The 26,807-nt window shown below is 71.8% G+C and carries 33 protein-coding genes; 17 read left to right on the top strand and 16 right to left on the bottom strand.

What is annotated here, in order from left to right:
• Positions 1-10: 10 nt before the first annotated feature.
• Genes ACY0MJ_RS04920 through ACY0MJ_RS04885 form a run of 8 tightly spaced genes read left to right on the top strand, consistent with a single transcriptional unit; the run spans position 11 to position 6,214 of the window.
• On the top strand, positions 11-322 hold the full coding sequence (locus ACY0MJ_RS04920; protein WP_462637202.1) for a type II toxin-antitoxin system Phd/YefM family antitoxin: 312 nt from the start codon (positions 11-13) through the stop codon (positions 320-322).
• A complete protein-coding gene (locus tag ACY0MJ_RS04915; protein ID WP_462637201.1) occupies positions 309-725 on the top strand; it encodes a type II toxin-antitoxin system VapC family toxin in 417 nt (138 codons plus the stop codon). Before ACY0MJ_RS04920 ends, ACY0MJ_RS04915 begins: the two co-directional genes overlap by 14 nt.
• 1 nt (position 726) lies before the next feature.
• Entirely contained in the window at positions 727-2,337 is a 1,611-nt protein-coding gene (guaA, locus tag ACY0MJ_RS04910) for a glutamine-hydrolyzing GMP synthase (protein ID WP_462637200.1), read from the top strand.
• 10 nt (positions 2,338-2,347) lie between these two features.
• On the top strand, positions 2,348-2,989 hold the full coding sequence (locus ACY0MJ_RS04905) for an MAPEG family protein (protein ID WP_462637199.1): 642 nt from the start codon (positions 2,348-2,350) through the stop codon (positions 2,987-2,989).
• 44 nt (positions 2,990-3,033) lie between these two features.
• Positions 3,034-3,657 carry an FMN-binding negative transcriptional regulator gene (locus ACY0MJ_RS04900; protein WP_462637198.1) on the top strand — a complete coding sequence of 208 codons (624 nt, stop codon included), beginning with the start codon at positions 3,034-3,036 and terminating at the stop codon, positions 3,655-3,657.
• A complete protein-coding gene (locus ACY0MJ_RS04895) occupies positions 3,654-3,872 on the top strand; it encodes a hypothetical protein (RefSeq protein WP_462637196.1) in 219 nt (72 codons plus the stop codon). Before ACY0MJ_RS04900 ends, ACY0MJ_RS04895 begins: the two co-directional genes overlap by 4 nt.
• 36 nt (positions 3,873-3,908) lie before the next feature.
• Positions 3,909-5,303 (top strand): tRNA adenosine(34) deaminase TadA, encoded by a 1,395-nt coding sequence (tadA, locus tag ACY0MJ_RS04890; protein ID WP_462637194.1) that lies wholly within the window; start codon positions 3,909-3,911, stop codon positions 5,301-5,303.
• Positions 5,300-6,214: an LD-carboxypeptidase gene (locus ACY0MJ_RS04885; RefSeq protein ID WP_462637192.1), complete on the top strand. Its 915-nt coding sequence runs from the start codon at positions 5,300-5,302 to the stop codon at positions 6,212-6,214. Before tadA ends, ACY0MJ_RS04885 begins: the two co-directional genes overlap by 4 nt.
• 68 nt (positions 6,215-6,282) lie before the next feature.
• Here ACY0MJ_RS04885 and ACY0MJ_RS04880 read toward each other — a convergent pair whose 3' ends face one another.
• Positions 6,283-6,627: a hypothetical protein gene (locus ACY0MJ_RS04880; RefSeq protein WP_462637191.1), complete on the bottom strand. Its 345-nt coding sequence runs from the start codon at positions 6,625-6,627 to the stop codon at positions 6,283-6,285.
• 318 nt (positions 6,628-6,945) lie between these two features.
• Here ACY0MJ_RS04880 and ACY0MJ_RS04875 point away from each other — a divergent pair, with 318 nt between their 5' ends.
• The 3 genes from ACY0MJ_RS04875 to ACY0MJ_RS04865 all read left to right on the top strand — a co-directional run bounded on the left by ACY0MJ_RS04875 (position 6,946) and on the right by ACY0MJ_RS04865 (position 8,466).
• A complete protein-coding gene (locus tag ACY0MJ_RS04875) occupies positions 6,946-7,332 on the top strand; it encodes a response regulator (RefSeq protein ID WP_462637190.1) in 387 nt (128 codons plus the stop codon).
• Positions 7,333-7,347: 15 nt separating this feature from the next.
• Positions 7,348-8,133 (top strand): helix-turn-helix domain-containing protein, encoded by a 786-nt coding sequence (locus ACY0MJ_RS04870; RefSeq protein ID WP_462637189.1) that lies wholly within the window; start codon positions 7,348-7,350, stop codon positions 8,131-8,133.
• A gap of 99 nt (positions 8,134-8,232) precedes the next feature.
• The gene (locus ACY0MJ_RS04865) at positions 8,233-8,466 is read left to right on the top strand and encodes a hypothetical protein (protein WP_462637188.1); all 234 of its coding nucleotides are present in this window, start codon (positions 8,233-8,235) and stop codon (positions 8,464-8,466) included.
• Positions 8,467-8,472: 6 nt separating this feature from the next.
• Here the strand turns inward: ACY0MJ_RS04865 and ACY0MJ_RS04860 are convergent, their stop codons facing one another.
• The gene (locus ACY0MJ_RS04860) at positions 8,473-9,363 is read right to left on the bottom strand and encodes a ribose-phosphate diphosphokinase (protein ID WP_462637186.1); all 891 of its coding nucleotides are present in this window, start codon (positions 9,361-9,363) and stop codon (positions 8,473-8,475) included.
• A gap of 68 nt (positions 9,364-9,431) precedes the next feature.
• Between ACY0MJ_RS04860 and ACY0MJ_RS04855 the strand changes: the two genes are divergently transcribed.
• Positions 9,432-10,052 carry a phosphoribosyltransferase gene (locus tag ACY0MJ_RS04855; RefSeq protein ID WP_462637185.1) on the top strand — a complete coding sequence of 207 codons (621 nt, stop codon included), beginning with the start codon at positions 9,432-9,434 and terminating at the stop codon, positions 10,050-10,052.
• Between the two features lie 38 nt (positions 10,053-10,090).
• Positions 10,091-10,966, top strand: a complete 876-nt coding sequence (locus tag ACY0MJ_RS04850) for a hypothetical protein (RefSeq protein WP_462637183.1) — start codon at positions 10,091-10,093, stop codon at positions 10,964-10,966.
• On the opposite strand, the gene ACY0MJ_RS04845 is transcribed toward ACY0MJ_RS04850, so the two are convergent.
• Both ACY0MJ_RS04845 and ACY0MJ_RS04840 read right to left on the bottom strand, forming a co-directional pair.
• Positions 10,963-11,331, bottom strand: a complete 369-nt coding sequence (locus tag ACY0MJ_RS04845) for a TraR/DksA family transcriptional regulator (RefSeq protein ID WP_462637181.1) — start codon at positions 11,329-11,331, stop codon at positions 10,963-10,965. The two genes, ACY0MJ_RS04850 and ACY0MJ_RS04845, sit on opposite strands and share 4 nt — an antisense overlap.
• Positions 11,332-11,432: 101 nt before the next feature.
• The gene (locus ACY0MJ_RS04840) at positions 11,433-12,455 is read right to left on the bottom strand and encodes an RNA methyltransferase (RefSeq protein ID WP_462637180.1); all 1,023 of its coding nucleotides are present in this window, start codon (positions 12,453-12,455) and stop codon (positions 11,433-11,435) included.
• Between the two features lie 122 nt (positions 12,456-12,577).
• On the opposite strand from ACY0MJ_RS04840, the gene ACY0MJ_RS04835 reads away from it, so the two are divergent.
• Positions 12,578-13,399 carry a helix-turn-helix domain-containing protein gene (locus ACY0MJ_RS04835; protein ID WP_462637179.1) on the top strand — a complete coding sequence of 274 codons (822 nt, stop codon included), beginning with the start codon at positions 12,578-12,580 and terminating at the stop codon, positions 13,397-13,399.
• Here ACY0MJ_RS04835 and ACY0MJ_RS04830 read toward each other — a convergent pair.
• Genes ACY0MJ_RS04830 through ACY0MJ_RS04820 form a run of 3 tightly spaced genes read right to left on the bottom strand, consistent with a single transcriptional unit; the run spans position 13,387 to position 15,496 of the window.
• A complete protein-coding gene (locus tag ACY0MJ_RS04830; RefSeq protein WP_462637178.1) occupies positions 13,387-14,673 on the bottom strand; it encodes a cytochrome-c peroxidase in 1,287 nt (428 codons plus the stop codon). The two genes, ACY0MJ_RS04835 and ACY0MJ_RS04830, sit on opposite strands and share 13 nt — an antisense overlap.
• Positions 14,670-15,107, bottom strand: a complete 438-nt coding sequence (locus ACY0MJ_RS04825; RefSeq protein WP_462637176.1) for a FixH family protein — start codon at positions 15,105-15,107, stop codon at positions 14,670-14,672. The genes ACY0MJ_RS04830 and ACY0MJ_RS04825 overlap by 4 nt, the downstream gene beginning before the upstream one ends.
• A 23-nt stretch (positions 15,108-15,130) precedes the next feature.
• Positions 15,131-15,496 carry a DUF3703 domain-containing protein gene (locus ACY0MJ_RS04820; protein ID WP_462637174.1) on the bottom strand — a complete coding sequence of 122 codons (366 nt, stop codon included), beginning with the start codon at positions 15,494-15,496 and terminating at the stop codon, positions 15,131-15,133.
• A gap of 160 nt (positions 15,497-15,656) precedes the next feature.
• Between ACY0MJ_RS04820 and ACY0MJ_RS04815 the strand changes: the two genes are divergently transcribed.
• A complete protein-coding gene (locus tag ACY0MJ_RS04815) occupies positions 15,657-16,517 on the top strand; it encodes an NmrA family NAD(P)-binding protein (RefSeq protein ID WP_462637468.1) in 861 nt (286 codons plus the stop codon).
• Positions 16,518-16,630: 113 nt separating this feature from the next.
• On the opposite strand, the gene ACY0MJ_RS04810 is transcribed toward ACY0MJ_RS04815, so the two are convergent.
• Both ACY0MJ_RS04810 and ACY0MJ_RS04805 read right to left on the bottom strand, forming a co-directional pair.
• Complete coding sequence (locus ACY0MJ_RS04810) at positions 16,631-17,242, bottom strand: DUF305 domain-containing protein (protein WP_462637172.1); 612 nt, start codon at positions 17,240-17,242, stop codon at positions 16,631-16,633.
• Positions 17,239-18,579 (bottom strand): DUF2254 domain-containing protein, encoded by a 1,341-nt coding sequence (locus ACY0MJ_RS04805; RefSeq protein WP_462637171.1) that lies wholly within the window; start codon positions 18,577-18,579, stop codon positions 17,239-17,241. Before ACY0MJ_RS04805 ends, ACY0MJ_RS04810 begins: the two co-directional genes overlap by 4 nt.
• Before the next feature lie 209 nt (positions 18,580-18,788).
• Here ACY0MJ_RS04805 and ACY0MJ_RS04800 point away from each other — a divergent pair, with 209 nt between their 5' ends.
• Positions 18,789-19,154, top strand: coding sequence for a hypothetical protein (locus tag ACY0MJ_RS04800; RefSeq protein ID WP_462637169.1), 366 nt, complete (start codon positions 18,789-18,791; stop codon positions 19,152-19,154).
• Positions 19,155-19,189: 35 nt separating this feature from the next.
• Here the strand turns inward: ACY0MJ_RS04800 and ACY0MJ_RS04795 are convergent, their stop codons facing one another.
• From ACY0MJ_RS04795 to mltG, 6 genes are read right to left on the bottom strand one after another with little or no spacing between them, the layout of a single operon-like run.
• The gene (locus ACY0MJ_RS04795; RefSeq protein ID WP_462637167.1) at positions 19,190-19,849 is read right to left on the bottom strand and encodes an ankyrin repeat domain-containing protein; all 660 of its coding nucleotides are present in this window, start codon (positions 19,847-19,849) and stop codon (positions 19,190-19,192) included.
• 2 nt (positions 19,850-19,851) lie between these two features.
• Positions 19,852-20,652: a TatD family hydrolase gene (locus ACY0MJ_RS04790; protein ID WP_462637165.1), complete on the bottom strand. Its 801-nt coding sequence runs from the start codon at positions 20,650-20,652 to the stop codon at positions 19,852-19,854.
• 56 nt (positions 20,653-20,708) lie between these two features.
• On the bottom strand, positions 20,709-21,071 hold the full coding sequence (locus ACY0MJ_RS04785; RefSeq protein ID WP_462637163.1) for a PilZ domain-containing protein: 363 nt from the start codon (positions 21,069-21,071) through the stop codon (positions 20,709-20,711).
• Between the two features lie 4 nt (positions 21,072-21,075).
• Positions 21,076-22,065, bottom strand: coding sequence for a DNA polymerase III subunit delta' (locus ACY0MJ_RS04780; RefSeq protein ID WP_462637161.1), 990 nt, complete (start codon positions 22,063-22,065; stop codon positions 21,076-21,078).
• On the bottom strand, positions 22,062-22,703 hold the full coding sequence (gene tmk / locus ACY0MJ_RS04775) for a dTMP kinase (protein ID WP_462637160.1): 642 nt from the start codon (positions 22,701-22,703) through the stop codon (positions 22,062-22,064). Before tmk ends, ACY0MJ_RS04780 begins: the two co-directional genes overlap by 4 nt.
• Positions 22,700-23,695, bottom strand: coding sequence for an endolytic transglycosylase MltG (gene mltG / locus ACY0MJ_RS04770; RefSeq protein WP_462637158.1), 996 nt, complete (start codon positions 23,693-23,695; stop codon positions 22,700-22,702). Before mltG ends, tmk begins: the two co-directional genes overlap by 4 nt.
• A 46-nt stretch (positions 23,696-23,741) precedes the next feature.
• Here mltG and ygfZ point away from each other — a divergent pair, with 46 nt between their 5' ends.
• Entirely contained in the window at positions 23,742-24,647 is a 906-nt protein-coding gene (ygfZ, locus tag ACY0MJ_RS04765) for a CAF17-like 4Fe-4S cluster assembly/insertion protein YgfZ (RefSeq protein WP_462637157.1), read from the top strand.
• On the opposite strand, the gene ACY0MJ_RS04760 is transcribed toward ygfZ, so the two are convergent.
• A complete protein-coding gene (locus tag ACY0MJ_RS04760) occupies positions 24,644-26,803 on the bottom strand; it encodes an O-antigen ligase family protein (RefSeq protein ID WP_462637155.1) in 2,160 nt (719 codons plus the stop codon). The genes ygfZ and ACY0MJ_RS04760 overlap by 4 nt on opposite strands.
• Between the last annotated feature and the right edge of the window lie 4 nt (positions 26,804-26,807).

Below are 26,807 nucleotides of genomic sequence, written 5' to 3'. Positions count from 1 at the left end.
TCGAGCCAGAATGCAGACCGTTCCCATCCACCAGGCCAAGAGCCAGCTCTCCGAACTGATCCGCGCGGTGGAGCAGGGCGAGGAGGTCGTGCTCACGCGCCACGGCAAGCGCGTCATCCGCCTGATCAAGGAGCCGGAGACGGAGCAGCCCAGCATCGAGGCGCGCCGCCAGGCCATCCTGGCCGAACTGGCGGCCCTGCGGGCCAAGGTCGGCACCGGCCAGCCCGCCTTCCAGGAGCTGTGGGGCGAACACAAGCGCGAACGCGACGCCCGCGGCGACGCATGGGTCCAGGACCCGAAGGCTCCCCGTGCTGGTCGTTGACGCCTCCGCCTTCGCGAGCTGGGCCTTCCCCGACGAGGGCGGCGACAAGGTGTCGCAGGCGCTGATCCGCATCATGACCGAGGAAGAGAGCGCCACCAGCGCCGCGATCTTTCCTCTCGAGGCGCTGCACGCGACCGGCCGGGCGCTCGCCCGCGGCCGCTTTTCGCCGGGCGTGCACCAGCACGTCCTGCGGCTGCTCAGCCGCCTGCCCGTGTCCCTGGCGCCGCTGCGCGTCTCCCCGCTGGAGTTCTGGAACTGGTCGCAGTCCCTGGAGCTCACCCCCTACGACGCCGCCTACCTGAAGGTGGCGGTGGACCTCAAGGCGCCGCTGGTCACGATGGACCGTGCGCTGCAGCGCGCCTGCCTCCGCCTCGAACACCCCCTGATCACCGACCTGGCCTGACATGCAACACGACAAGATCCTCATCCTCGACTTCGGCTCGCAGGTCACGCAGCTGATCGCCCGGCGCGTGCGCGAGGCGCACGTGTTCTCCGAAGTCCATCCGTGCGACGTGACGGACCAGTGGGTCCGCGAGTACGCGGCCGACGGCCGCCTGAAGGGGGTGATCCTCTCGGGCAGCCACGCCAGCGTGTACGAGGAGAGCACCGACCGGGCGCCGCAGGCCGTCTTCGAGCTGGGCGTGCCGGTGCTGGGCATCTGCTACGGCATGCAGACCATGGCGCAGCAGCTCGGGGGCAAGGTCGAAAGCGGCCACCTGCGCGAGTTCGGCTTCGCCGCGGTGCGGGCGCGCGGCCACACGGAGCTGCTGCGCGACATCGCCGACTTCACGACGGCCGAAGGCCACGGCATGCTGAACGTGTGGATGTCGCACGGCGACAAGGTCGTGGAGATGCCGCCCGGCTTCAAGCTGATGGCCTCCACGGAGAGCTGCCCGATCGCCGGCATGGCCGACGAGGCGCGCCGCTTCTACGGCGTGCAGTTCCACCCCGAGGTGACGCACACCGTGCAAGGCCGCGCGATGCTGGAGCGCTTCGTGCTGGGGATCTGCAAGGCGCGGCCCGACTGGGTGATGCGCGACCACGTCGCCGAGGCGGTGGAGGCGATCCGCCAGCAGGTCGGCGAGGAGGAAGTGATCCTGGGCCTGTCCGGTGGCGTCGATTCCTCCGTCGCGGCGGCGCTGATCCACCGCGCGATCGGCGACCAGCTGACCTGCGTGTTCGTGGACCACGGCCTGCTGCGGCAGAACGAGGGCGACATGGTGATGGACATGTTCGCCGGCCGCCTGCACGCCAACGTCGTGCGCGTCGATGCCAGCGAGCAGTTCCTGGGCAAGCTGGCCGGCGTGGCCGACCCCGAGGCCAAGCGCAAGATCATCGGCCGCGAGTTCGTCGAGGTGTTCAAGGCCGAGGCCGCGAAGATCAAGCAGACGCATGCGCGGCACGTCGCCTGGCTGGCGCAGGGGACCATCTACCCGGACGTGATCGAGTCCGGCGGCACCAACAAGAAGGCCGTCACGATCAAGAGCCACCACAACGTCGGCGGCCTGCCGGAGCAGCTGGGCCTGAAGCTGCTGGAGCCGCTGCGCGACCTGTTCAAGGACGAAGTGCGCGAGCTGGGCGTGGCGCTGGGCCTGCCGCCGGAGATGGTGTACCGCCATCCCTTCCCGGGGCCGGGCCTCGGCGTGCGCATCCTGGGCGAGGTGAAGCGCGAGTACGCCGACCTGCTGCGCCGCGCCGACGCGATCTTCATCGAGGAACTGCGCAACACCCGCGACGAGGCGAGCGGCAGGACGTGGTACGAGCTCACCAGCCAGGCCTTCACCGTGTTCCTGCCGGTCAAGAGCGTCGGCGTCATGGGCGACGGCCGCACCTACGACTACGTCGTGGCGCTGCGCGCCGTGCAGACCAGCGACTTCATGACGGCGGACTGGGCGGAGCTGCCCTATGCGCTGCTGAAGAAGGTCTCCAGCCGCATCATCAACGAGGTGCGCGGCATCAACCGCGTGACCTACGACGTGAGCAGCAAGCCGCCCGCGACCATCGAGTGGGAGTGAGGGGGCGCGGATGCATCCGGACAGGCAGCCCGACGAGGAGTTCCTGCGCGAGCGCAGCGCCGGTCGGCGCTGGATCGCCATCGCCGCGCCCGTGGCCATCGCCTTGTGGCTGGCCTTGGACCGGCTGCTGCCGCCGCTCGCGGGCATGGACAGCCTGGGCGACCGCATGGTGTTCACGCTCAAGTGCGCCTGCGTCGCCGTGCTGTTCTGCCTGGCCACCGGTGTCGAAGCAGTGGCGCACGAACGCCTGTTCTCGCCGGCCTTCGACCCCCTGAAGGGTTTCGAGACGCGCCGGTTGCGCGTCAACCTGCGCTACCTGCAGAACACGCTGGAGCAGACGGTACTGTTCGTCCCCGCGCTCTTCGGGCTGGCGGCGTACTCGCCCGGCGGCGCGGAGATGCGCGCGGTGGTGGCGACCACCGTCACCTGGATCGTCGCGCGCTTCGCCTTCTGGCTCGGGTATCACCACAGCGCCGCCCGCCGCGGCCTGGGGGCGCCCGGCATGGCGATGACGCTGCTCGTGCTGCTGTACGTGGCGGGCCGCTTCGGGCACGAAGTCGCCGGCGCACCTGGCGCCGCCGGCATGGTGGCGGCCTTCCTGGCGATCGAGGCCGTGCTGTTCCGGGTGGCCTCGCGTCCTGCGCCGCGCTGAGGCGGGCTTGGGCCCGGTCGGGCCGGCGATGCACAATGGCGGCCATGTACCAGCCGCCGCAGTTCAAGACCGAGGATGCCGCGATCGCGGCGGAGCTGATGCGGTCGCACCCCTTCGCGAGCCTGGTGTCGAACGACGACACGGGCTTTCCCTTCGTCACGCACCTGCCGCTCCACCTCGAGGAGCGGGACGGCCGCTTCGTGCTCCTGGGGCACTGCGCGAAGCCCAATCCGCACTGGCGCTTCCTGCAGGTGCGCCCGCAGGCGCTGGCCACCTTCCTCGGCCCGCACGCCTACATGTCGCCCTCGGTCTATCCGGACAAGCAGCGGGTGCCGACCTGGAACTACCTGGCCGTGCACTGCAAGGTGCAAGCGCGCCTGGTGGAAGATGCCGCGGGCAAGGACACGTTGCTGAAAGCACTGATCGCCGACCACGAGCCGGCCTACGCCGAGCAGTGGCGCAGCCTGGGCGAGGAGTTCGCGCAGAAGATGCTCGCCGGCATCGTGGGCTTCGAGCTGGACGTGCTGGAGTGGTCGTGCAAGCTGAAGCTGAACCAGCACCGGCCGGAGGCGCATGCGCGCATGCACGCGGGCTATGCGGCGGGCAACGCCGACGAACAGCAACTGGCCGCCTGGATGCAGCGGCTCGGAATGGAGGGCAGGGGATGAGGGCGATCTTCACGGTGGTGGGCTTGCTGGTGGTGCTGGCGATCGTCGGCGTGCTGGCGAAAAAGCAGCTGAACGCGGGCGTCGCACCGGCGATGCCGGGTGTCGAAGCGGGCGCCGCCGCGCCGGCGACGCCGCAGCAGCAGGTGCAGCAGTTCAACCAGGCGGTGGAAAAGGCCATGCAGCAGGCACGCCCGATGCCCGATGACGCCAAGTGATTTCTGCGCCCGCGCTTCTTCCCCCGTAGGGTGGCGGTGAGCGCAGCGAACCCCACCGACCGCGACGCCCGCTTCATGCGCGAAGCGCTCGCGCAGGCCCGCCTCGCCCTCGCCGCCGGCGAGGTCCCCGTCGGCGCCGTCGTCGTCCACGGCGACTCCATCGTCGGCCGCGGCCACAACGCACCCGTCTCCGGCCACGACCCCACCGCCCACGCCGAGATCCGCGCGCTGCGCGAAGCCGCGCAGGCCCTGGGCAACTACCGCCTCGACGGCTGCGAACTGTTCGTGACGCTGGAGCCCTGCGCGATGTGCAGCGGCGCGATGCTGCACGCGCGGCTGGCCCGCGTGGTCTTCGGCGCCGCGGATCCCAGGACCGGCGCGGCCGGGTCCGTGCTGGACCTGTTCGCGCAGGCGCAACTCAATCACCAGACCGCGGTGCTGGGCGGCGTGCTGGCCGACGAAGCCGCGGCCCTGCTCACCGGCTTCTTCCGCAGCCGCCGCCAGGAGGCCCGCATGAACGCACAACCGCTGCGCGAGGACGCGCTGCGCCCGCCGGAGGAGCGCTTCCGCGACCTCCCGGACTACCCCTGGGCCCCGCACTACGTGAGCGACCTGCCGTCCCTGGCGGGCCTGCGCATGCACTACCTGGACGAGGGCCCGCGCGATGCGCCGCTCACCTGGCTGTGCCTGCACGGCAACCCCTCGTGGAGCTACCTCTGGCGCCGGATGATCCCGGTGTTCCTGGCCGCGGGGGCGCGCGTCGTCGCGCCCGACCTGGTCGGCTTCGGCAAGAGCGACAAGCCCAAGCGCGACACGGCCCACACGTTCGAGTGGCATCGCCAGGTGCTGCTCGAGTTCGTCGAGCGCCTGGAGCTGCGCGACATCGTGCTGGCGGTGCAGGACTGGGGCGGCCTCCTCGGGCTGACGCTGCCCATGGAAGACCCGCAACGCTACCGCGGCCTGCTGGTGATGAACACGACGCTGGGCACGGGCGACGCGCCCCTCAGCCCCGGCTTCCTCGCCTGGCGCGACATGTGCGCGAAGAACCCCGGCTTCGACGTCGCCCGCCTGTTCGCGCGCGGCAACCCGCACCTGCGGCCGGAGGAATGCGCGGCCTACAACGCGCCTTTTCCCGACGCCGGCCATCGCGCGGCGCTGCGGGCGTTTCCCGCCATGGTCCCCGACCACCCGGACGCGAACGGCGCGGCCGTGTCGCGCCAGGCCCGCACCTTCCTCTCGCAGCAGTGGGAAGGGCAGACGCTGATGGCCGTCGGCGCGCAGGACCCGGTGCTCGGCGTGCCGGTGATGGAGGCGCTGCGCGCGCAGATCCGCGGCTGCCCCGAACCGATGGTGCTGCCGCAGGCCGGGCACTTCGTCCAGGAGCACGGCGAGGCGATCGCGCGCAGGGCGGTGGGATACTTCCGCCCGTGACGCAACGCATCTACATCTTTTCCCCCTCCAGCGCCGTGCGCAACAAGGCCGCCGTCCGGCGCGGCGTCGCGCGGCTGAAGAAGCTGGGCTACGAGGTCGAACTGGACCCGGCGGCCTTCGCCACCCACATGCGCTTCGCCGGCGAGGACGAGGTGCGGCTCGCCTCGATCGAGCGTGCCGCGGCGAGCGGCGCCGACATCGCGATCATCACTCGCGGCGGCTACGGCCTCACGCGGCTGCTGCCGGCGCTGCCCTACAAGGCCATCGCGAAGGCGATCGACCGCGGCACGCAGTTCGTGGGCCTGAGCGACTTCACCGCCTTCCAGAGCGCGGTGCTGGCCGAGACAGGGCGCGTCACCTGGTCCGGCCCCGCCGTCGGCGAGGACTTCGGCGTGGAAGGCGAGCCGGACGAGATCATGCAGGCCTGCTTCGAGGACCTCGCCAGCGGGCAGGGCGAGGGCACCGGCTGGCAGCTGCCGGCCGCGGAGCGGATCGAGCAGCCGCTGCAGCAGAGCGGCGTGCTGTGGGGCGGCAACCTGGCCATGGTCGCGGCGCTGGCCGGCACGCCCTGGCTGCCCAAGGTGAAGGGCGGCATCCTGTTCCTGGAGGACGTGAGCGAGCATCCCTACCGCATCGAACGCATGCTCACGCAACTGCTCTATGCGGGCGTGCTGCAGAAGCAGAAGGCGATCCTGCTCGGTCACTTCACGAACTGGCTGCCGGTGCCGCACGACAAGGGCTACAAGCTGAAGACGGTGATCGACTGGCTGCGCGGGCAGGTCGACGCGCCGGTGCTCACGGGCCTGCCCTTCGGCCACGTCCCGACCAAGGTGTGCCTGCCGGTGGGCGCCAGGGTCACGCTGGCGGCGGAAGGGCGCGACGCCTTCCTGCTCTGGGGCCACCGGCACTAGGGCGCGGGCAAGAAAAAAGCGCGGGGATCCCGCGCTTTTTTTTGGGGGGGCCGTACTGCGCCCGGCGCTCAGCCCATGAGCGGGCTGGGGCGCGAATTGAGGCTTCCGGGCAGCAGGCCGCGGAACATCTGCGTCACGCGCTGCACCTTCTCGCGGGCGGCCGCTTCGCCCTGCGCCGCCGCCAGCGAGGCGAGCACGTCGCCGCGCAGGTACCACAGCGCCTCGATGTCGTTCGCGTAGCGCACGCGGCGCGTCACGTTGGCGAACTGCTTCCCGCCGGCTTCGGCCAGCAGGGCCAGCATGGCCTCGCGGATGTCCTCGACGCCGGATTCGAGAATCGATTCACTGGGCGCCGGGGGATTCCCGAGCAGGCCGTAAATGCTGTTTCGGAGGGTGCCGGAAAACCAGTTCATAGCCATCCTTGTCACCAACGATCGTTTTATGGAAAGGTCCGACTAGAACTTATGCGCAAAGAAAAATCTTGACAAGCCTCGTCCGTGAAGGAGTTCACGCTCCTCGCAATTGAAAACACGTGCGGCCCGCCCGGCGACGGGCCGCGGCTACCGTCCGTCGGCACGGATGAGCAGTTCCGGGCTTTTTCCAACGATGCGGGCCTAGGACGATTCCTAGGCCGCCTCGGCGCCCTGAGCGCCGCATCTCGGAGTCCTCCGAGCCTTCGATTCAGCCGGCGCCGATGTCGCGAGAAGCGGGCTTTCGCGATAGTTACGCCCATGATTTCGACCGCTTCCATCAAGGTGTTCCTCGCGGACGACTCGCTGCAGATCCGCCAGCGCGTCAACGCGCTGCTGTCCACCGCCGAGATCGCCGTGGTGGGCGAAGCGGCCACGCCCGAGTCGTGCATCTCCGGGATCCTGCAGTCGCACCCCGACGTGGTGGTCCTCGACGTGCAGCTCGAAGGCGGCACGGGCCTGCAGGTGCTCAAGGCCGTGCGCTCGGCCGACCCGGAAGTCGCCTTCGTCGTCTTCAGCAACAACTCCGCGCCTGCCTACCGCAAGCGCTACCTGGGCGAGGGCGCCGTGCGCTTCCTCGACAAGAGCAGCGAATTCGACCAGCTCGCCCAGGCCGTGGCCACCGCCGGCCGCCGCTCCGTCCATTGATCCGAGGGAAGAAAAATGCAGACCGCCCCGCTCGCCACCCGTCCCGCCGTCGCCGTGCACATCGTGCCGCGCCAGCAGCGCATCGCCGATCCCGCGCCGCTGAAGACGCTGTGCTCCACCTGCCACCTGAAGGACCTGTGCCTGCCCTGCGGCCTGACCGGCAACGACGTGGAGCGGCTCGACGGCCTGAAGTTCGCGCGCCGCAGGGTCAAGGAAGGCCAGGCGCTGTACCGCGAGGGTGACAGGTTCCAGTTCATCTACGCCGTGCGCAGCGGCACTTTCAAGTCCACCCTGACGCTGAAGGACGGCCGCGAGCAGGTGACGGGCTTCCAGATGGCGGGCGAGCTCCTGGGCCTCGACGGCCTGGCCGCGGGCAAGCACGCGAGCAGCGCGATCGCGCTGGAGGATGCCGAGATCTGCGCCATCCCCTACGCCCACCTGAGCGAACTCGCGGCCACCAGCAGCGACCTGCAGCACGTGATCTCGCGCCTCATGAGCCGCGAGATCGTGCGCGAGCACAGCCTGATGATGCTGCTGGGGAGCATGAACGCGGAGGAGCGCCTGGCCGCCTTCCTGCTGAACATCTCCCAGCGCATGAAGGCCCGCGGCTGGTCCGCGAGCGAGTTCCACCTGCGCATGTCGCGCGCCGAGATCGGCAGCTACCTGGGCATGAAGCTGGAGACCGTCAGCCGCACCTTCTCCGCCTTCGCGCAGCAGCGCCTGCTGGAAGTGGACAAGAAGCACGTGCGCATCGTCGACCTCGAAGGCCTGCGCCAGGCGTTCGAACTGCGCGTGCAGTGAAAGCCCGCCGGCGGGCCCCCAATGCGGGGCGCCGGCGGCGTAAGCTCTGCGTGCCGGCTGGCGGGATCCGCCCCGCATCCGCCGGCCAAGGAGGCCACCATGGCCACGGAAGCTGCCTGCCCGTCCTGGGACTGCGCGCTGCGCCACGCCGGCGAGGCCGAACTGGCCAGCCTGTGGCACCTCGGCGGCGACCAGCGCGAAGCCCTGCTGCTGGGCTACCTGCTGGGCATCGCGCACCTCGGGCAGCACCTGCGCGCCCTGCAGCCGCACCTGGCGCATCCGCCCCAGCTGCCCCGCGAAGGGCCCGCGTCCTGGCGCGAGCCGCACGCCTGAGCGCGTTCAGGGCGCGGTGAACGCGCGGACCGCCTGCGCCAGCAGCCCGGCGAGCGCGATCGCATTGCTTGCGTGGGCGACGGTGTCGCAGGTCACGATGCGGGCGACGCCGGCGCGCTGCAGCAGGTCCTGCCCGGCGGGATCCAGCAGCGCGTGCACGCCGATGCACCAGGGCCGGCCCCAGCCGGCGGCGCGCAGCACCTCGGCCGCCGCGGCCATCGTGTGGCCGCTGGAGATGATGTCGTCCACCAGCACCGGGGTGCGGCCCTGGCTGTCGGCGCCCGCCGGCAGCTCCACCGTCACGTCGCGGTCGCCGCGCCGCACCTTGCGCATCACCACCCAGGGCGCCTGCAGGCGCGCCGCCACGTCGGCGACCCATTGCTCGCTCTCGCTGTCGGGCCCGACCAGGATGGGCTGCGGCACCTCGCGCGCGACCCATTCGGCGATCGCCGGCGCCGCGGCGACGACGCGCGTGGGGATCGTGTAGATCTTGTCGAGGCTGGGCCAGCGGTGCAGGTGCGGATCCACGGTCACCAGCCAGTCGAGCGTGGAGGACAGCAGCCGCGCGTAGGTGCGCGAGGTGACGGCCTCGCCGGGACGGAAGCGGTCGTCCTGGCGCATGTAGGGCAGGTAGGGCACGACCAGGCCGACCTCGGTGGCGCCGAGTTCGCGCGCGGCATCGGCGGCGAACAGCAGGGACAGCGTCTTGTCGTCGGGATGGTCCATGTGGGCCACCAGCAGCACGCGCTGGCCGGCGACGTCGGCGCGCTGGCGCACCACCACTTCGCCATCGGGGAAGCGGTGCGCCTCGACCGTGCTGGCGGCGCAGTGCAACTGCCGGGCCAGCACCTCGGCCAGGGCCTCGGCACCGGGTAGCGCGAGGATGATCAGGTTCATCCCGCGGAGCGTACGCCGATCTTGGCGCCGGCGGCGCGAAGGTGTACGTTCCGGCTTGGCAGGGCACCATGTTCGAGGACCGCCTCGCTGCCGCCGGGCAGCTCGCGCAGGCGCTCGCGCACCATCGCGGGCAGCATCCGCTCGTGCTCGCGATCCCCCGGGGCGCCGTGCCCATGGCCGACGTCATCGCGAAGCAGCTCGGCGGTGAGCTCGACCTGGTGCTGGTGCGCAAGCTCGCGGCGCCCGGGGCGCCTGAGTTCGCCATCGGCGCGGTGGACGAGGCCGGCCGCGTGTACCTGGCGCCGCATGCCGGCGCCGTCGGCGCGACGCCGGGCTACATAGCGGAGCAGAAGCAGCTGCAGCTGGAGGAGCTCGCGCGCCGCCGCCAGCGCTACACGCCCGGACGCCGTCCCGTCCCCGCCCAGGACCGCGTGGTGATCGTGGTCGACGACGGCCTCGCGACCGGCGCGACCATGGTGGCGGCGCTGGAGGCGGTGCGCCAGCGCGGCCCGGCGCAGCTGGTGTGTGCCGTGCCCGTCGCCTCGCCCGAAAGCCTCACGCTCGTTGCCGCGCATGCCGACGAAGTCGTGTGCCTGGCCGCGCCGCCGCGCTTCCGCTCCGTCGGCCAGTTCTATCGTTCCTTCCCGCAGCTGGAGGACGAGGAAGTCGTGGCCCTGTTGCGCCGCTGAACCTTCCGCCGCCGCGACGCTCCATCCTCCGGATGAACATGTTCCGCGCCCTCGCCGCCGGCCTCGCGCTGGTCCTGCTCGCCGCCACGGGGCAGGCAGCCGATGCGATCGGCGCGGCCGCCCTGCATGCGCGCCGCGCCACGCTGGCTCCCCGGCTCGCCAGCAATGCCTTCGGCGGTCCGCTCGTGCTGGAGTCGGAGCAGGCGGCGCGGCGCATCGAAGGCGACGTCTACGCCGTGCTGGATCACCCGTACCCGCAGGTCGCGGCGGCGCTCGCCGACCCGCGGCAGTGGTGCGAGATCCTGATCCTGCACCTGAACACCAAGCAGTGCCGCGCGCTCGAAGGACGGGACGGCACGCGGCTGGAAGTGCGGGTGGGCCGCAAGGAGCCGCAATCGGCGAGTGCCGCGTCCCTGCTGGCCTTCGGCTGGCGCCCGCCGGTCGCGCGCCCCGACTACCTGTGGGTGCAGATGGACGCGGCCGACGGGCCCTACGACACGCGCGACTACCGGCTAATCGCGGAGGCCGTGCCCCTGGAAGGCGGCCGCAGCTTCCTGCACCTGGGTTACGGGCTGGCGTATGGCGGCGCGAGCGACTTCGCGATGCGCCTGTACCTCTCCACCATGGGGCGCGACAAGGTGGGCTTCACGCGCGTCGCGCCGGGCGGCGGCGACGAAGAGGGCTTCGTCGGCGGCATGCGCGGCGTCGTGGAGCGCAACACCATGCGCTACTACCTCGCCCTCGACGCCTACCTCGACTCGCTGGCGGCGCCGCCGGCGCAGCAGCTCGAACGCCGCTTGCAGGCGTGGTTCGCGGCCACCGAGAGATACCCGCGGCAGCTGCACGAGGTGGAGCGCGACGCCTACCTCCGCATGAAGCGCGAGGAAGTGCGCCGCCAGCGCGCCGCTTCCTAGCGCCGCGCCGCCCGCCGCTCCCGCAGCGCCTGGCAGGCGGTGCAGACGGGCGTGGCGGGCAGGGCGCGCAGGCGGCGCTCGTCGATGGGCTCGCCGCAGTCCTGGCACTCGCCGTAAGTCCCGTCGTCCACGCGACGCAGCGCCGCGACCACCTGCGCCAGCTCCTCGGCGGCGATGGACAGGGCGACCTCGTCGACGACGGCCCGCGTCTCCTCGGCGGCGACATCCTTGAAGTCGCCGAGCTCGGGCGGGCTTTCGGCCGCGGCCGCGGCGGCCTGCAGCAGCGCGCGCAATTCGGAGGCACGCCAGCGCAGCACGGCTGCGAGTTCGCGGACGACGGGGCGGGCGACGAGGGCGGTGGTCATGGCGGCGATCGGGTGGGTTGGGCTTCGCGAACCATTCTGGGCCGCGCTCGCGATCGCGCTTTGATCTGCGGCAAGCATCTGCCGCCTTGCCGCCGTTTTCGCTAGCGCAGCGTCACCGGCTGCCAGCCAGCCGCGCTGCGCGCGCGCAACTGGCCGCAGCCGCCGTCCACGTCCTGCGCCGCCGACTGCCGCAGCTTCGTCAGCACGCCGCGCCGGTGCAGCGTGCGGGCGATCTCGGCGCAGCGCTCCCACGAGGGCCGGCGGAAGTCCACGCCGTCCACCTTGTTGAAAGGGATCATGTTCAGCACGCCGTACTTGCCCGCCAGCAGCCGCACGATGCCCTCGATCTCGTCGGCGCCGTCGTTCACGCCTTCCATGAGGGTCCACTGGTACTGGATCGGATAGCCGGTCGCGCGGGCGTAGCGCTCGCCGGCGGCGACGAGCTCCTCGGGCGTCATGCGGGGCGCGCGCGGCAGCAGCTGCGCACGCAGCTCCGGTTTCGTGGTGTGCAGCGACAGCGCCAGCGCCGGCTTCACGCCGGCCCGCGGCAGCCGCTCGAAGACGCGCGAGTCGCCCACGGTGGAGAACACCAGGTTCTTGTGGCCGACGTTGCCGGCCGTGCCGAGCAGCTCGATCGCCTCCAGCACGTTGTCGAGGTTGTGGGCGGGCTCGCCCATGCCCATGAACACCACCTTCTTCACGGGCCGGCGGGCGCGCGCCAGCACCACCTGCGCCACCATCTCGGCGCTCCCGAGCTGGCGCAGCAGGCCGTCGCGGCCCGTCATGCAGAAGCGACAGCCGACGGCGCAGCCCACCTGGGACGAAATGCACAGGCCGTCGCGCGGCAGCAGGACGCTCTCCACCGTCTGGCCGTCGGCCAGACGCACCAGCATGCGCTCGGCACCGTCGCCGCCCGGATGGACGGAGACGACGCGCGCCAGTGCCTCCAGCTCCTGCTCGATCGCGGGCAGCGCCGCGCGCAGCGCGAGCGGCAGGAAGTGCTGCGGGTCGCGCCGGCCGCTGCCCTGCGGCAGCGCCTGCGACCACAGGCGCAGCACGCGGCGTTCGTGGGTGGGGCCGGCGCCGGCGGCGCGCAGCCGCTGCCTCAGGTCCGCGATGCGCATCGCACTGCCTGCCGGGCCCGCGGGGCGGGGAAGGGGGATCGGGACGTCGTCATTCGAACCCGTATTTTCGCCGGCCCGGCCGCGCCTGATTAGACTTCGCGTCCAGCCCGCCAAACGCAACCATGGACCAGCCCAAGCCACGCCCCTACCAAGGCGACTTCGTCGCGTGGAATGGCGGCTGCCTGCTGATCGGGCTGACCGGCACGCAGGCCGGGTCCATCGCCCCGCATTCGCACTATGCGATCCAGCTGGCACTGGCCGCGCCGGACGGGCTGCGCGTGCAATTCGGCCGCAACGGACCCTGGCAAGCCTGCCAGGCCGCGCTCTTTCCCTCGCGGGCCACCCACACCATCGACGTCGCCGGCTCCGAGTGGACGGCCGTCCTGTTCGTCGAACCGGAGACGCCGGAGGGGCGGGCCCTCGGCGCGCGGCTGCAGGGCAGGCTGGAGATCCTCGACGCGGACACCATGGCCGTGACGGCCCGGCGGCTCGAGCGGGCCTGGCGCACCGAGAAGAGCCCGGACGCGGTGCGGGCGGTCTGCCAGCAACTGCTGCGGGACCTGTCGCAGGCCGCCCCGCAGACGCCCTCCGACCCGCGCATCCTGGCGGCCATCGCGTACCTGCGGGAGCGGGTGGACGAGAACGTGCCGCTCGCGACCGTCGCCGAAGCGGCGCACCTGTCGCCCGGCCGCTTCCGCCACCTGTTCGTGCAGGAGACCGGCATGCCGCTGCGCACCTACGTGCTGTGGCGCCGCATGCTCCACGTCTGGGAGCGGGTGATGCAGGGCGAGACCTTGTCGATGGCGGCGCACGCGGCGGGCTTCTCCGATTCGGCCCACCTGTCGCGCACGGCGAAGACCATGTTCGGCCTGCCGCCTTCGGTGCTGCAGATGAACGGGCCGCTCAGCACGCGCCTGCGCACGCCGCAGCACTACCTGGGCTGAAGCACCGGCCCGCTCAGGGTCCGCAGGAAGGCCGCGACGTCCTGGATGTCGGCCGCGGACAGGCGGATCGCCTGCCGGTCGTGGCCCTTCTCGCCCGGCCGGGCCAGTTCGCTGTGGCCCAGGGCCGCCTTCGGCGAACGCGCGTAGTGCTGCAGCACGTCTTCCAGCGTGGCGACCTGGCCGGCGTGCATGTAGGGCGCGCGGTCGGCGACGTTGCGCAGGCTGGGCGTGCGGAAGGCGGCCAGCTGCGAGGCGTCGTCGCTCGCGAGGAACTGCAGCTCGCCGCACTGCTCGGGCTTCGCGTCGCTGTAGCGGCCCAGGCAGTTGAACTCGTCCCGCAGCAGCTTCAGCACGCCGTCGGCCCGGCCGCGATCCGGCGCTTCCGGCCGCGACGGCGGCACGCCCGTGTTGTGGAAGGCCTGGTCCGTCAGCATCGGGCCGTTGTGGCAGGTGACGCACTGGCCGCGGTTGAGGAACACGCGCAGGCCGCGCACCTCCTGCGCCGTCAGCACCTCCTGGCCGCGGGCGTCGCCGGCGACGGTCGCCTGCGCGTAGCGGTCGAAGCGCGACTCGCCATAGGAGATGCCGCGCTCGTAGGCGGCGATGGCCTTGCCCATGTTGGCGAAGACGCGGTTGACGGCTTCCCGGCTCGCCTCGGGCATGGCCTGCCAGGCCGCGCGCTCCGCCGGCGTTCCGCCCGGCGAGGCGGAGACGGGCAGGGCACCCAGCGCCGGGAAGGGCCCGAAGATCCGCTCGTAGGGCACCTTGTAGTGCGCCTGCACCAGCCGCGCCAGCTGCACGCGGTTGGCGCCGTGTTCGGCCGGGTCCTCCAGCGGCCCGAGCGCCTGCGACCAGAGGCTGTCCTTGCGGCCGTCCCAGAAGAGGAAGGGCGCATGCGCGGCGCCCATCACGGGCATCGTCCGGCGCTTTCCCGTGCCGATGCCCTGGCCCACCGGGCGTCCGTCCTGGAACTGCTGGCCGCTCGCGTGGCAGCTGGCGCAGGACACCTGGCCGTTGCGGCTCAGGCGCGTGTCGTTGAACAAGGCCTTGCCCAGCGCCGCGGCGTCCGTGCGCTGCTCGTAGGCGTTGGACGGATCCGCCGGCCGCTCGCCCGCTTCCTTCAGCCGCATGGCGCCGAGCGTGGCGACCTCCTGGACGGTCCACGTGTCGCGCAAGGGCTGGCGCGGGGCGTCCGGGCCGGCCCAGGCCAGGCTCGCCAATGTTGCGGCGGAGAGCGCGGCGGCGAGGCCGCGCCGGACCAGGGCAGCGCTCACAGCCTGGCCTTCGGGCTCGCCACGACCGTGTTGAAGGTGACCCGGTCGGCGCCCTGCGGCCCCTCGATGTCCAGCTTCACCTCCCACCATCCGGTCATGCTGAACTTCATGCCTTCGAGCAGGTAGGTGCCGTCGGCGAGCTCGCGCGTCACGCGCGGGTGCGTCGGGAAGCCGTGGCCGTGCTGCGGCATGCCGCCGCCGACGTCGAAGTGCGCACCGTGCACCGGCGCGCCGGCCGGCGTGGCCAGCTTCACCTTCCAGCTGTGCATCTGGTTGATGGCCGGCGCCTGCGCGGGCGGCACCAGCGTGACGCGATAGAGGCCGGCGGCCGAGGGCTTGTCGAACGCGAGGTCCAGGTCGGCCGGCGTGCTGCAGCCGGCGGAGAGCAGGGCGGTGGCGAGGAGGGCGGTGGCGCCCAGGAATCTGCGGATCATGGAAGGGCTCCTTGGCGGGTCGATCAGGAACGGGTGGAGGCCAGCGCGATCACCGTGCGCAGGTCGGCCGGGATGCGCATGCGGCGGAAGCCGCTCACGTCGCTGCCGCCCGTATTGCCCTCCGGCACCAGGCCGAAGGCGGTGAAGAGCGAGGCGGCGACGATGCGCCAGGCCTGCCCGGCCGCCTCTCGGCGCAGGCCGTTGCGCAGCGCGAAGCGCAGCATGTGCCAGTGCACCCGCACGTGCTCCCGGGTCACGGGCTGGCCGAGCACGTGCGCGCGCTCCAGGTGCCCGAAGGCGGTGGTGAAGTGGCCGAGCGATTCGGCGCGGGCGGCGGCATCGAGTTCCTCCTGCACGGCGGGACGGATGCGGCGGGAAAAGGTCGTCATGGAAGGGCTCCGGTGGTTGCGTTGGGGATGCCCTGATTCTTCGAGACCGGGCCGTTTTCCACTTGAACGAAGGGGCCGACATCGCAGCCCTTTCGTTCAAGTGCATCGCGGCCGCGCTGCCTAAGCTTCGCTCCCCGATCAACAGGAGATGCGATTGACGATGAAGCAAGACGAGAAGGTCCTGGTCCTGGGTGCCAGCGGCCTGGTGGGCAGCCGGGTGGTGGACCTGCTGGCGCGCGAAGGCCGCGACGTCACGGGCGCGAGCCGCGAGCCGCGCGGTCCGGAGCAAAGGAAACTGGACCTGCTGGACCCCGGAAGCTTTCCGCCGGCGCTGGACGGGATCACCACGGTGATGCTGATGTCGCGGCCCGGCGACGAGGACGCGCACCTGCATGCGGGGCCGCTCGTCCAGGCCATGGTGGCGGCCGGGGTACGGCGGGTGGTCACGCTGTCCGCGCTGGGCGCCGAGCAGCGCCCCGAGTTCTCGCTGCGCAAGGTCGAAGTCCTGGTGGAGCAGTCCGGCCTGTCCTGGACGCACGTCCGGCCCAACTTCTTCATGCAGATGCTGGCGCTGCCGCCGCTGTCCACCGAGATCGCGGCCCGGGGCACGCTGAGCCTGCCGCTCGCGAACGCGGCGATCGCGTACGTGGACGCCGACGACGTGGCCGCGGTGCTGCATCGGGCGCTGGTCGATCCGTCCTTGGCCGGCCAGGGCCTGACCGTCAGCGGGCCGCGGGCGCTGACGCACGCGGAGATCGCGGCGTCGATCTCGGAAGCGGTCGGCGCGGACGTCCGCTACATCGAACTCGATGAGGATGCGGCACGCCAGTTGATGCTGGCCCGTGGCTTCGCGCCGCGGCACGTCGAACGGGTGCTGACGTTCTACCGGTTGATCCGCGCGGGCTTCTGCAGCGAACCGGACCAGCGCCTGCAAGATTTGCTGGGACGCCCCCTGCGGACCTGGGAGGACTTCGTCCGGGGAAGCGCCAGGGCGTGGCGCAGTGAAGCACAGGCGGCCTGACGACGCCGGGCGGGCCGGGTGCCGGCCCATCCGGCTGCCTGCCTGTCTGCGTGTCTCATTGATTTTACATAATACGCATCGTATCAAATGAACGATCCAGCCGGCGGGCGCTGTCAGCGCGTCTCCTCGCGCGCGCGCTGCTCCATTTCGGGCGTCAGCTCCGCCGACCGCGCCGGCAGTTCCGTCTTGCCCCGGGAACCGTTGCGGCCGATGTCGTCGATGAGGAGCTTCATCTCGGCGATCTCGCGCACCTGCGATTCGATGATGCCGTCGGCGAGCTTGCGCACGCGCGGGTCCGTGATGCCCGCCTTGCGGGCGTTGTTGATGGCGATGGAATGGTGAGGAATCATCGCCTGCATGAAGCGGACATCGTCGATGAGCCACTGGCCCCGGTTGGCCGCGAGCAGCGCCACCGCTGCCACCGCGGCGGCGATCACCACCGCCACCTTCGGGCCGCGGTACATCGACCACATGAATCCCAGCATGACGACGGTCATCACGCATCCCATCACGAGCGATGCGACCAGGCGGTTGACGCTGAAAAGCACGTGATCGAAGCTGTACACCAGCTGGTACATCAGGAAGAACATGATGGCCACCGAGGTGAGGATCATGGCCGCGAAGCGGCCCCAGCCCATGTGCATTCCGTGCTCGCGCTGGCTGCTGCCGTGCTCCGCGGTCCGGGCGTGCCGGCGCTCCGGTTGGATCGGGGCCCTGGTGCTCATGACGACTCCTTTGACAAGTATCCGGTGCCTTCCCGGGAGCCCTGCTCCCCCAGGCTTTCCTGCAGGCGGCGCAGCCGGCGCCGCAGGGCCAGGGCGTCGCGCCGCGGTCGCAGGCGCTGCACGGGCCGCTGCAACTCGCGGGCGAGCGCCAGCAGCACGCCGCGCCGCTGCGCCTGGCGGGCCCGCGCCGCGGCGGTGTGCAGCGCGCCGATCACGCTTTCCATCACCTGCGGGTCCGCGCCGCCGTGGCGCACGATCGGCCGCAGCGCCGCGGCCGCGAGCTCACCGAAGTCGACCGTCGGGGCGATGACCCGAAGCTTCCCCTCCGCGAAGCGCAGCGGCAGCGGCATCGCCCGGCTCGCCAGCCGCCCGAGGAGGGTGCCGATGGCGTGGAGGCACATCCGGGCCGTGCTCGGGTCGTTCACGCCCGGCGAAAGCGCCCGCAGCGCCACGTCGACGAGCTGCTCCAGCCCGAAGGCGGCGTCCTGGTCCACGGTCCGCTGGCGACCGAGGGCGACGCACTGGCGCAGCGCGCCCTCCTCCCCTTCGCGCAGCGGGCCGCCGCCTGCCTCGAGCAGGCTGTCCCCTTCGGAAACGTAGGCGCCGATGCTCACGCACAGGCGCACGACGCGGTCGGCCTGCGTCGCCAGGGCCAGCAGGTTCGCCGCATCCACGGACTGCACGTAGCCGCTGCGCAGCGCCGCGACCGGGGTCCAGGTGATGGGCAGGTCCACGGCCGCCCTTTCCTCGGCCGGCGCCTGGTGGCCCAGCTCCTGCGGGAACAGTCGGTCGATGGCGGCCGCGGTGTCCGAGGAGATGCGGTCGAGGATGGAGGCCGCCTGGATGGACAGCGCCACGTGGTGGATGAAGTAGATCAGCACCGCGATGCCCACCAGCGCATAGGCCATGGCCGCGATCACGGCGAGCGACGGGATGAAGGCGCCCTCGTCGCCGCCGCGGATCGTGCGCAGGACGACGAGGCAGTAGGCGAAGATGCCGACGAAGACGCCCAGCACCACCTGAGTCGGCTGATCGCGCATGAAGTTGCGCAGGACGCGCGGCGAGTACTGCGTGGAGGTCAGCGACAGCGTCACGATCGTGATCGAGAACACGACGCCGGCCACCGTCACCATCGACGTGGCGATGGCCGACAGCATGCCGCGGGAGCCCTCGGCACTGGCGCCGAACAGGCGGGGCGACACGCTGGCCAGGTCCATGTCTTGCCGCGCCTCGCATTCGACGAGCAGCACGGCGAGCACGAGGGAACCCACCACGATCACGGCCGGGGTGAACCAGAAGCTGGCGCGCAGGCGGATCCAGAGCCGGGACGTGCCCATCGCGCCATTGTCCGGACTGGGCGGCGCGCGCGGGGCGCGGCCGCCACGGATTCATACGGATCGATACATCCGGACGGCCACTGCCGCGCTCATGCCTGGCCGGCCCCTGCAACAAATGCTTGCAGTGGCACACCAGCGCCCGACGGCCTTGCTACAAAGCGGAGTCCTTTCCGGCGCCAGACCGCCGGCCAAGAAACTTGGGAGATTCCATGCCGTTGCTCACGCGACTTTCCACCGTCGCAGCCTTCGCGGTCCTCGCCGGCTGCGCCTCGCAGACCACCGTGCCGGCTGGACCGCCGGGCAAGCACCTCGTGTACCGCGACAGCAGCGGCCAGGTGATCCGCCAGTTCGACTATCCGGACGACGCCTTCTGCCGCCGCGTCGAGGCCATGGCCGGCCGCGGCGCCCGTTGCCAGGCGGAATCGGCCACCGGCATGCAGGCCCGCGCGACGCTGCGCTACAACCCGCCGGGCGTGCTGGTCCAGGGCCACTACGCCGACATGGCGCGCTGCCGCGCCGACACCAGCGTGATGTCGCCGGGCGTCGAGCTGATCAACGCCTGCACGGCGCAGTAGCCGCGCTCACGCGAAGTTCGCCGGGCAAGTGGTTGTCACCACTTGCCTTTCGGCTTGCGCTCCCGGATCGCCGCGGCGATCAGGTCGGCCGCGTCGCGCCGGTTGCCGCGCTGCGCGAAGTCCACCGCGGACAGGCCCAGCTCGTTGCGCAGCGTCGGGTCGGCGCCGGCCTCCAGCAGCAGCTTCACGGCCGCCGGCGAGCCGTAATGGGCGGCCATCATCAGCGGGGTCGTCTTGTTGGGCGATTCGGCGTCGATGTAGGCGTTCTCGTCCAGCAGGAACTGCATGATCTCCAGGTGGGCGCCGGTCGCCGCGTAGTGCAACGGCGTCCAGCCGGTCTTGTTCACGTCCGCGTCGCGCGCGACCAGCTTCCGGACCAGGTCCAGGTGGCCCTTCAGGGCCGCGATCATCAGCGGGCTTTCGTCCCGGGGGCTGCGCCACTCGACCTGCGTCCTGGGCCAGGCGACCAGCACCTCGGCGACCTTCAGCGAGCCGTCCTGCAAGGCCATGAACAGGCCCTGCCGCCCCGAGGGATCGATGGTGTTGGCATCGAAGCCGCGCCGCAGAAGGTCCCGCACGGCGGCCGCGTCGTCGCGCTTGATGGCGGTGAACCAGTCGTCGTAGGAGCCGGCGCGCGCGACGGAAAGCGCAAGTGCCAGAACGAGATAGAACGCGAACTTGAGGCAGGTTCTCATGATCAGGCCGGCCGGAACAGGCGGTCGAAGTTGCGGCTGGTGAGCTCGCCGACGGCTTCCGTCGTCATGCCGCGCAGCTCCGCCACCTGCTTCGCCACATAGGGCACGTAGGAGGGGTTGTTGGTCTTGCCGCGGTAGGGCACGGGGGCCAGGTAGGGGCTGTCGGTCTCGATCAGCAGCCGGTCCTCCGGCACGAACTTCGCCACCTCGCGCAGGTCGGCGGCGTTGCGGAAGGTCAGGATGCCGGAGAAGGAGATGGAGAAACCCAGGTCCAGCGCGGCCCGGGCCACCTCCGCGGTCTCGGTGAAGCAGTGGAACACGCCGCCGGCGGCGCCGGGCGAGCCGTCCTCGCCCTCTTCCTTCAGGATGGCGATGGTGTCCGCCGAGGAGGCGCGCGTGTGGATCACCAGCGGCTTGCCGCAGGCGCGCGCCGCCCGGATGTGCGTGCGGAAGCGGTCGCGCTGCCACTCCAGGTCGGCCACGCTGCGGCCGCCCTTGCGCTCTTCCATCTGGTAGTAGTCCAGGCCGGTCTCGCCGATCGCCAGGACGCGGGGCCGGGCGGCCAGTTCCAGCAGCTTGTCGACCGTCGGCTCGGCGATGCCCTCGTTGTCCGGGTGCACGCCCACGGTGGCCCAGAAGTTGTCGTAGCCCATGGCCAGGGCGTGCACGTCCTCGAACTCCTCCAGCGTCGTGCAGATGCACAGGGCGCGGTCCACCTGCGCTTCCGCCATGGCCTGGCGGATCTGCGGCAGCTGGGCGGCGAGCTCGGGGAAGCTGAGGTGGCAGTGGGAGTCGACAAACATGGCAATGCGTCCGCGCCGCGGCGCGCGGGCCGCGGGCAAACAGGGATTCTAGGGAATCAGATGGTCTGGGTCGGACGCTCGGAAGCCAGGTGGCCGCCGAGGATCTCCTCGATCTTCACCTTCAGCAGCTTCGACTTGTCGTCCGAGGGAAAGCGCACGCCGACGCCCTGGGTGCGATTGGCGGCGGCGCGGGCCGGAGTCACCCAGGCCACCTTGCCGGCGACCGGGTAGCGCTGCGGGTCGTCCGGCAGCGACAGCAGCACGTAGACGTCGTCGCCCAGCTTGTAGTCGCGCGTGGTCGGGATGAACACGCCGCCGTCCGAGAACAGCGGGATGTAGGCGGCATACAGCGCGGCCTTTTCCTTGATGGCCAGCTGGATGACGCTCGGGCGCGGCGAGTTGGGTTGGGCGGTGCTCATGGGCTCAGGCTTTCGAGTGTAGGGCCGCCCGCGCCCCGGCCACAAGGTCTTCCAGCATCAGGCCGGCGTTGAACGGGTGTTCAGCCGTCCTGGCCGTCTCGGCGAGGCTGCGCCACCACGCCGTGAGGGCCGGCAGCGACCCGCCGGCGGGCAGGTCGCCCCCGTCGAAGAAGCGCGGCGCCGCCCCGGAACGCACGGCCAGCAGGTCGTGGCACAGCTTCTGCAGGGCTTCGACCAGCTGCGCCGGGCTCCAATCCGCCAGGGCGGCGATGTCGCCGCGAACCAACGCCTTGGGCCATTGCGCCCAGGTTTTCGCGTCCAGGCCGGCCGCGTGGAGGCGCAGCGCGTCGTCCGGCCGGCCGCCGGCGGCGCGCAGCAGGCCGGGCGCGGCGGCCGCCGGGACGCCCTCTTCCTGCAGCCAGGCCACCGCTTCGCCCGGTTCCGGCCAGGCCAGCGCGTGGCCGAGGCAGCGGCTGCGGATCGTCGGCAGCAGCTGGTGTGCCGCCTCGGTGGCGAGCACGAAGCGAACGTCGCCGGGCGGCTCCTCCAGGGTCTTCAGCAGGGCGTTGGCCGTGACCTGGTTCATGCGCTCGGCCGGGTAGACCAGCACCACCTTGCCCTGCCCGCGGCCGCTGGTGCGCTGCGCGAACTCCAGCGCGTCGCGCATCGCGTCGACGCGGATCTCGCGGCTGGGCTTGCGCTTCTTGTCGTCCAGGTCGGCCTGCGCCTTTTCCGACAGCGGCCAGCCCAGCTCCAGCATCGCCGTCTCCGGCATCAGCACGGCGAGGTCGGTATGCGCCCTCACCTCGACCTGGTGGCAGCTCTCGCATTCGCCGCAGCCGCCCTCGGGCGTGGGCCGGTCGCAGAGCCACGCCTGCGCCAGCGACAGCGCCAATTTGTACTGTCCAAGTCCGGAGGGGCCATGCAGCAGCCAGGCATGCCCGCGCTGCGCCAGCAACTGGCGCAGCTGGGTGCGGATCCAGGGAGCGGTCATGCGAGAACCCCGCGTTCGCGCAGGCCTTGTTCGACCGCCTGCCACACGGCCTCGCGCGGCTGGTCCGCGTCGACGCGCAGGAAGCGCTTCGGGTCGGCCGCCGCGCGTTCGGCATAGCCGGCGGCGACGCGGGCGAAGAACTCCTGCGGCTGCGCCTCGAACTTGTCCGGCACCCGCGCGCCCGCCAAGCGCTGCGCGGCCACGGCCGGGGCGAGGTCGAACCAGACCGTCACGTCCGGCTGGCGCACGCCGGGCGCCGGCACCGCGTCGACCGCCTGCACCCAGCGCTCCAGCGTGGCGAGCAGCGCGCGGTCGAAGCCGCGGCCGGCGCCCTGGTAGGCGAAGCTCGCGTCGGTGAAGCGGTCGCACAGCACGACGTCGCCGCGGGCCAGGGCCGGCTCGATCACCTGCAGCAGGTGGTCGCGGCGGGCCGCGAACATCACCAGCGCCTCGGTCAGCGGGTCCATGGGGTCGTTCAGCGCCAGTGCGCGCAGCTTCTCCGCCAGCGGCGTGCCGCCCGGCTCGCGCGTGCGCACGACGGTGCGGCCGCGCTCGCGCAGGGCGGCGGCCAGCGCCTCGATGTGCGTGGACTTGCCGGCGCCGTCGATGCCCTCGAAGCTGACGAACAGACCCTTCATCGGCGGCGCTGGTACTGGTTGACGGCGCGGTTGTGCTCGTCGAGCGAGCCGCTGAAGTGGCTGGTGCCGTCGCCGCGGGCGACGAAATAGAGGAAGTTGCCGGGCGCCGGCTGCACGGCCGCCAGCAGCGACTCCTTGCCGGGCATCGCGATGGGCGTCGGCGGCAGGCCCGTGCGCAGGTAGGTGTTGTAGGGCGAGTCGGTCTGCAGGTCGATCTTGCGCAGGTTGCCGTCGAAGCGCTCGCCCAGGCCGTAGATCACCGTGGGGTCGGTCTGCAGGGGCATGCCCACGCGCAGCCGGTTCTGGAAGACGGCGGAAATCAGCGTGCGGTCGGCCGCCTTGCCGGTTTCCTTCTCCACGATGCTGGCCAGGATCAGCGCCTCGTCGGGCGTCTTCAGGATCGACTGGGGCGAGCGCAGCGCCCAGGCCTCGGCCAGGCGCTTGTCCATTGCGTGCAGGGCGCGGCGCAGCACGGCGACGTCGCTGGAGCCCTTGGAATAGGTGTAGGTGTCGGGGAAGAAGCGCCCTTCCGGCGGCACGCCCTCGCGCCCCAGCAGCTTCATCACGTCGGCGTCCGCGAGGTTGCGCGTGTCGCCGCGCAGCTGGTCGGCCCGCGCCAGCGCGGCGCGCACCTGCCGCCAGTTCCAGCCTTCCACCAGCGTCACCGCGCGCAGCGACTCCTCGCCACGGGCCAGCTTTTCCAGCAGGCGCTGCGGCGTGATGCCGCGCTCCAGCTCGTAGCTGCCGGCGCGGATGCGGTTGGCCTGGCCGGAGACGCGGAACCAGGCATACAGCAGGCGCGGATCGACGGCCACGCCGGCGTCGTGCACCTGCTGGGCGACGGCGCGCGGCAGCGTGCGGGGTTCGATGGAGAGTTCGACCGTGTTGGCCGGCAGCTTCAGCGGCTGGTTGAGCCACCACCAGCCGGCGGCGGCGAGACCGAGCCCGCCCAGCAGGGCGAGCCAGAAGACGGTGGTGAGAAAGCGGCGCACGTCCCTGCTTCGTCCGTGGAAAGTCCCGGCCATGATAATTCAGGCCATGTCGCATCCCCTCCACGGTGTCGCTCCCCTGCCCCACCTCGGCGTGATCCGCGTCCAGGGCGCGGACGCGGGCAGCTTCCTGCACGGCCAGCTGACCCAGGATTTCGCGCAGCTCGGCGAGGCCGAGGCGCGCCTGGCCGCCTTCTGCACGCCCAAGGGCCGCATGCTGGCCAGCTTCGTCGGCCTGCGGCGCGGGCCCGACGAGATCCTGCTGGTCTGCGGCCGCGACGTGCTGCCGGCGGCGCTGAAGCGCCTGTCCATGTTCGTGCTGCGCGCCAAGGCGAAGCTCAGCGACGCCAGCGCGGAATTCGCGCTGGCCGGGCTGGCCGGCGCGGACCTGGCCGGCTCCGGCGCGCCCTGGTCCGTGCAGCGTGAGGGCGAAGCGCAGCGCGTGCAGCTGTATCCGGGCGACGGCCAGCCGCGCGCCCTGTGGATCGCGCCGGCCGGCACGCAGGCGCCCGCCGGGCCGCCGCTCGCGCCCGCCCTGTGGCAATGGGGCGAGGTGCGCAGCGGCATCGCCCGCATCAACGCGCCGGTGGTCGAGGCCTTCGTGCCGCAGATGCTCAATTACGAATCGGTCGGCGGCGTGAACTTCAAGAAGGGCTGCTATCCCGGCCAGGAGGTGGTGGCGCGCAGCCAGTTCCGGGGCACGCTCAAGCGCCGCGGTTTCCTGGTGCATGCGGATGCGGAGCTCGCGGCGGGGCAGGAAGTCTTCCAGGCCGCGGATGCCGAACAGCCGGCGGGCACCGTGGCGCTGGCCGCGCCGGCGCCGCAGGGCGGCTGGGAGGCGATCGTGTCGCTGCAGCTCGCGGCGGTGGAAGCCGGCGACCTGCACGCGCAGCGCGCCGACGGCCCCGCGCTGCAGCTGCTGCCGCTGCCCTACCCGCTGCTCGCCGACATCTAGGGCGCCCCGCCGGGCGCGAGCTGCGCGCGGAAGGGCGCCGGCACCTGCGCCAGCAGCGCGGCCCGCTCCTGCGGCGACGCCTCCTTCAGGCCCTGGCGGAAGGAGGCCAGGGCCCGCGCCGGGTCGTGGAAGCCCTCGTCGTACAGCAGGCCCATCTGCACGAGGCCGCGCGCGCGGCTGTCCGGCCACTGGCGCATGCGCTCCTGCAGCAGGCGCTGCGCCAGCGGGAAGTCGCGCGCCCGCCAGGCGAGCACGAAATAGGTGTTCACGAGGTCGTAGTCGACGATGCCCTCGGCCATCGCCTCGCGGGCGCGTTCCATCGCCTGCTGCTCCTGGCCGGCGCGCGCCAGCATCAGCACCTCCAGCGAGCGCACGGCCGGCGCGCGCGGCTGCAGGCGGCGGGCGCGCTCCAGGTAGGCGCGTGCGCGGTCGATGTGTCCCATCGCGTCCTCGCCGCGGGCGGCGTTGGTGAGGATGGCGACCACATAGGGGCGCGAGGTCAGGACACTCTCCCAGATCCAGGTCGCGTTCGCCCAGTCGCCCCAGCGCGCCAGCTCGTCGGCGACCATGGGCGTGACCTTGCGGTAGTGCGGATTGATGGCGATGCCCGCGCGCACCTGCTGCAGGATGCGTTGCCGGGTCGCGGCGAAGCGCGGGTTGTTCGGGTCGCCCGAGGCCGTGACGCCCAGCGCCAGCTTGGCGGCCCCGAGCAGGTTGCGTTCGGCCTGCGCTGCCTGCCAGGTGACGTACACCGCCAGCAACATGCAGGCGCTCGCCGCGGCGAGCGCGCTGCGGCCGATGGCGGGCGACCAGCGCAGCGGCCGCGCGGCGAAACCGAGCCGCGCATCCGAGGCGGCGAGGCCGCCCAGGCAGAAGGCGAACAGCGCGCCGGTGGCGGCCATGCGCCAGGGAAAGCCGATGTTGCTGACGACCATCAGCGCCAGCAGGCTGCACAGGAAGGTCGCGCGCCACGGCCGGTCCGCGTCGGCCTCGGCACCGTCGACGCGCCAGGTGCGCCACGCGGCCCGCAGCAGCCAGCCGGCGAGCAGCAGCAGGAAGGCCCAGCCGACCAAGCCGTACTCCGCCACCAGCTGGAGGAACTCGTTGTGCACGTAGTAGTCGGTCTCCAGCTGCGCGCCGTCGGCCTGGTACAGCGGGATCCGGTTCTCCCAGGCGCCGGCGCCCAGGCCCGCGAGCGGCCGGTCGGCGATGGCGCGCAGGGTCGCCCGCCACATCACCATGCGGATGTTCAGCGAATGGTCCGAGGGGCCAATGGACTGCGCGCGATGGAAGCCGCGCGCCAGCGCCGTGTTGCCGTAGCCTTCCTCCACGATCTTCTGGTTGCCGCTTTGAATCGAACCCAGGACCAGCACGGTCCCCACCAGCGCGGCCGGCGCCAGCACCCGCAGGGCGCGCGGCCAGGCGGCGAAGGCCAGCTGCCGCCGGCACCGCCATGCCGCCAGCGGCAGCGCGACGAGCACCAGCAGCCACATCGCGATGAGGGCGCCGCGCGTGCCCGTCATCAGGATGGCCGTGGCCACGAAGCCGACGCTGGCCGCCAGTCCCAGGACGGCCGCGCCCGAACGCGCCCGTGCCAGCAGCAGCGCGCCGAAAGGCAACGTGCAGACGGCGAACTCGGCGAAGAAGTTGCGGTTGATGAAGGTCGAGGCCGGATTCGGCCCCTGCGGGAACAGGTCCAAGGCGGTGAAGAACTGCAGCACCGCCCACAGCGAAGCGACGACCGCCCCGGCGTGCACGCAGGCCGCCAGGAGCGGCAGACGCTCGCGCGAGAAGCTGTTCAGGCCCAGCCAGGCGAGCAGCGCGAACACGAACCAGCGCACCGCCTCCACGCCGCCCAGGTAGGCGTGGGACCACAGCATGCTGCCCAGCGCGTAGGCCATCAACGCGAGCGGCAGCCACAGGACCTGGTGCCAGCGCAAGGGCTCGCGCCCGCCGCGCTGCGCGCCCAGGAACAGCAAGGCGGCAACGAGCGTGCAGAGCGCCACGACCGCGGACTTCAGCGTGTCCTGCAGCATGAACTCGCCCGGCACGCCGATCGCGGGCGCCAGGACCAGCATCAGCCCGAGCAGCAGCGCGGCATCGCCGCTGCCCGCCGGCTCGGAGGGCAGCGAGGTCGGCGCCGCCGCCTGGGCCACGGCC

The organism is Ramlibacter sp. bp-362, from assembly GCF_054956735.1.
Note: the sequence above shows the minus strand (reverse complement) of the source record. Positions and strands in the feature narration are given on the sequence as shown.